At 52.5% G+C, this 2,547-nt stretch carries 3 protein-coding genes; all 3 read left to right on the forward strand.

Features of this window, described 5'->3' with window-relative positions; all coding sequences use genetic code 11:
- On the forward strand, positions 1-236 hold a 236-nt coding region (locus P1P89_23060), incomplete at its 5' end, for a hypothetical protein (protein ID MDF1594404.1).
- A complete protein-coding gene (locus P1P89_23065; GenBank protein ID MDF1594405.1) occupies positions 193-1,578 on the forward strand; it encodes a hypothetical protein in 1,386 nt (461 codons plus the stop codon). The genes P1P89_23060 and P1P89_23065, both read left to right, overlap by 44 nt.
- Positions 1,575-2,303 carry an IS21-like element helper ATPase IstB gene (istB, locus tag P1P89_23070; protein ID MDF1594406.1) on the forward strand — a complete coding sequence of 243 codons (729 nt, stop codon included), beginning with the start codon at positions 1,575-1,577 and terminating at the stop codon, positions 2,301-2,303. The genes P1P89_23065 and istB overlap by 4 nt, the downstream gene beginning before the upstream one ends.
- Positions 2,304-2,547: the final 244 nt, after the last annotated feature.

A 2,547-nucleotide genomic window follows, 5' to 3' on the forward strand; every position in this document is an offset into this window, starting at 1 on the left:
ATGAAGGGCCGGAAGGCGGATGGCTCAAGGATATCACCATTGTCTGCCATATCCTGAAGCGGTTGCTTAAAGGTCTTGAGGATATCGTCCATGCGGAGCAGGAGCCATTCCGGCGCCGCCAGCGGCAGATATGGATAACAAAAGCGGAGCGGCTGCTCCAGGAACTCAAAGAACGGGCAGGGAGGAAGTGTGATGATAACAGCGGCATGCCGAGAGATGATTCTGGAGATGACTGACAAGGGGTTGGGACTTCGTGAGATAAGCCGGGTCCTGAAGGTGTCACGCAATACAGTTCGCAGCGTCTTGAAAAAAGGAACGAACCCGGAATCTGCCAGGGAGTCAAGCCATGTTGGGCATCTGCCGCGGATCAAGGAGTTATACCGCGAATGCAGGGGGAACGCGGTGCGGGTCCGGGAAGAGCTTGAAGCCCGCCATGGTATTGTCATCCCGTATCAGACGCTGACCTGGGTCATTCGCAAACATGGGATCGGTAAAAAGAAAGAAGCAAAGCGGGCCGGTCAGTATGTGTTTGAGCCCGGCTGTGAAATGCAGCATGACACCTCCCCGCACTCTCTGAAAATGGCTGGGAACAAAATCACCGCCCAATGCGCCGCCCTGGTTCTTGCCTACAGCCGGAGGATCTACGTTCAATATTATCCCCGTTTCAGCCGTTTCGAATGCCGGGTGTTTCTCGCCAAGGCTTTTGCATTCATGGACGGGACCTGCGGCAGATGCGTCATCGATAACACCCATGTCATTGTGGCGAGCGGCGTCGGGCCGGACGCAGTGATCGCTCCGGAAATAGAACACTTCGGCAGGTTATATAAAACAAAATTTGTGCCTCACTGGCTGAATGATCCAAATCGGAAGGCACGCGTGGAGAGGCCGTTTCACTATATTGAAAACAACTTCCTTCCGGGCCGGTGTTTCGCCGATTGGCAGGATTTAAACCAACAGGCAGAGCAGTGGTGTTGCACCGTCTCGAATGCCAAACACAAACGCTCACTGGGAATGAGCCCAGAGGCCGCCTATATTCTTGAGAAACCGGCGCTCAACCCGTTGCCGCCCTTTACCCCGCCGGTTTATCAAAGCGTCAGCCGGGTGGCCGACATTCAGGGCTATGTCCAGCTGGATACGAATCGGTATTCCGTGCCCCATAAGCTGGTTGGCCGGCAACTGGAGGTTCAGAAACATTGGGACAAGGTCTTGGTTTATGACAAACAACAGCTGGTGGCCGAGCACACACGGATTATCGACAAAAAAGAGACCCGGGCAACTTTGCCGGCGCATCATCCGCCCTTGAACAGCAGAAAAGCTCACCAGGGGCCGTCAAAGGAGGAATCGTTACTCGCCGGGAAAAATGTTGATCTGGACCAATATATCGACAACCTCAAAAAGAGAAGCGCGGGCCGGGGTGTTCGCAATCTCCGCAGGCTCCTGCACCTGCAGCGCACCTATCCGCAGGGGCCGTTCATGGTCGCAATCAGCAAGGCCCTTACTTACGGGCTTTACGATCTGGCCAGAGTCGAAAAAATTATCCTTGATCATATTGCCGGAGACTTCTTTGACCTCTCATGAAAAATAAAATCATTGAACTCTTGGAAACCCTGAAATTTACCGGCATGGCGACTGTTCTTGAAAGTCAGATCGTCCAGGCTGAAAAAGGCGCCGCTGTTCAGGAAATTATCTACAACCTGCTCCAGGAAGAACTTCGCGCCCGCCAGGAACGCGGCATGCACAATCGGCTGCGGAATGCGAAACTGCCATGGGCCTGGACGCTGAACTCATTTCCATTTGAAAAACAGCCCGGGGTGGACAAGCATCAGGTCATGACCCTGGCCGGCCTGGACTTTTTAGCGCGGGGAGAAAACATTATCTTGCATGGAAAAACCGGGGTCGGCAAAAGCGGCCTGGCGGTCGGGCTTCTGCGCCAGGCCCTCATCTCAGGCGCCAAGGGAAGATATTACGATGTTCAGCGACTGCTCGACGACCTCTACGCATCTTTGGCAGATCGCTCGACCACCAAACTCCTGAACGCCTTATGCCGGTACGACATCCTTTTGCTGGACGAATTAGGCTACTTGACCCTGACCAAAGAGCAGATGAATGCCTTCTTCAAGCTTATGAAGGAACGCTATGAGGCAGGAAAATCAACAATCATTACAACTAATCTTGAACCTGATGATTGGTACAACCTGTTGAAACCAAAAGACATGGTCGATGCGCTCCTTGACCGCCTCTATCACCGTTGTGTGATCATAAAAATTGATGGCCCGTCACTCCGGGATCATTCTCCTGAATAGCAACGCTCAAGCCACCACCTTTTTTTATACCCGGCAGCAAATCCCCCCCAATCTTTTGTCAGATTCATCTTCTTCCCCCTGCGCAAGCAGAGGGTCACTTTCCATGAGCACAAGCGGGTCAGAAATTTTTAGCGTTCAAGGTCTGTAGGAAAATTCTTTTTGGAAGGTTGTCCGAATGCGGAGAGTTTAATTTTTTCAGCCGCTCTCCATTCTGCTTTCCGATTGATCTGTCTTATTGCAGCTT

The sequence above is a fragment of the Desulfobacterales bacterium genome (assembly GCA_029211065.1).
Taxonomy (GTDB): domain Bacteria; phylum Desulfobacterota; class Desulfobacteria; order Desulfobacterales; family JARGFK01; genus JARGFK01.

Bases quoted from the DNA above. Each gene is read 5' to 3' on its own strand.
- istB (MDF1594406.1), top strand. From the start codon at position 1,575: ATGAAAAATAAAATCATTGAACTCTTGGAAACCCTGAAATTTACCGGC.
- P1P89_23065 (MDF1594405.1), top strand. From the start codon at position 193: ATGATAACAGCGGCATGCCGAGAGATGATTCTGGAGATGACTGACAAG.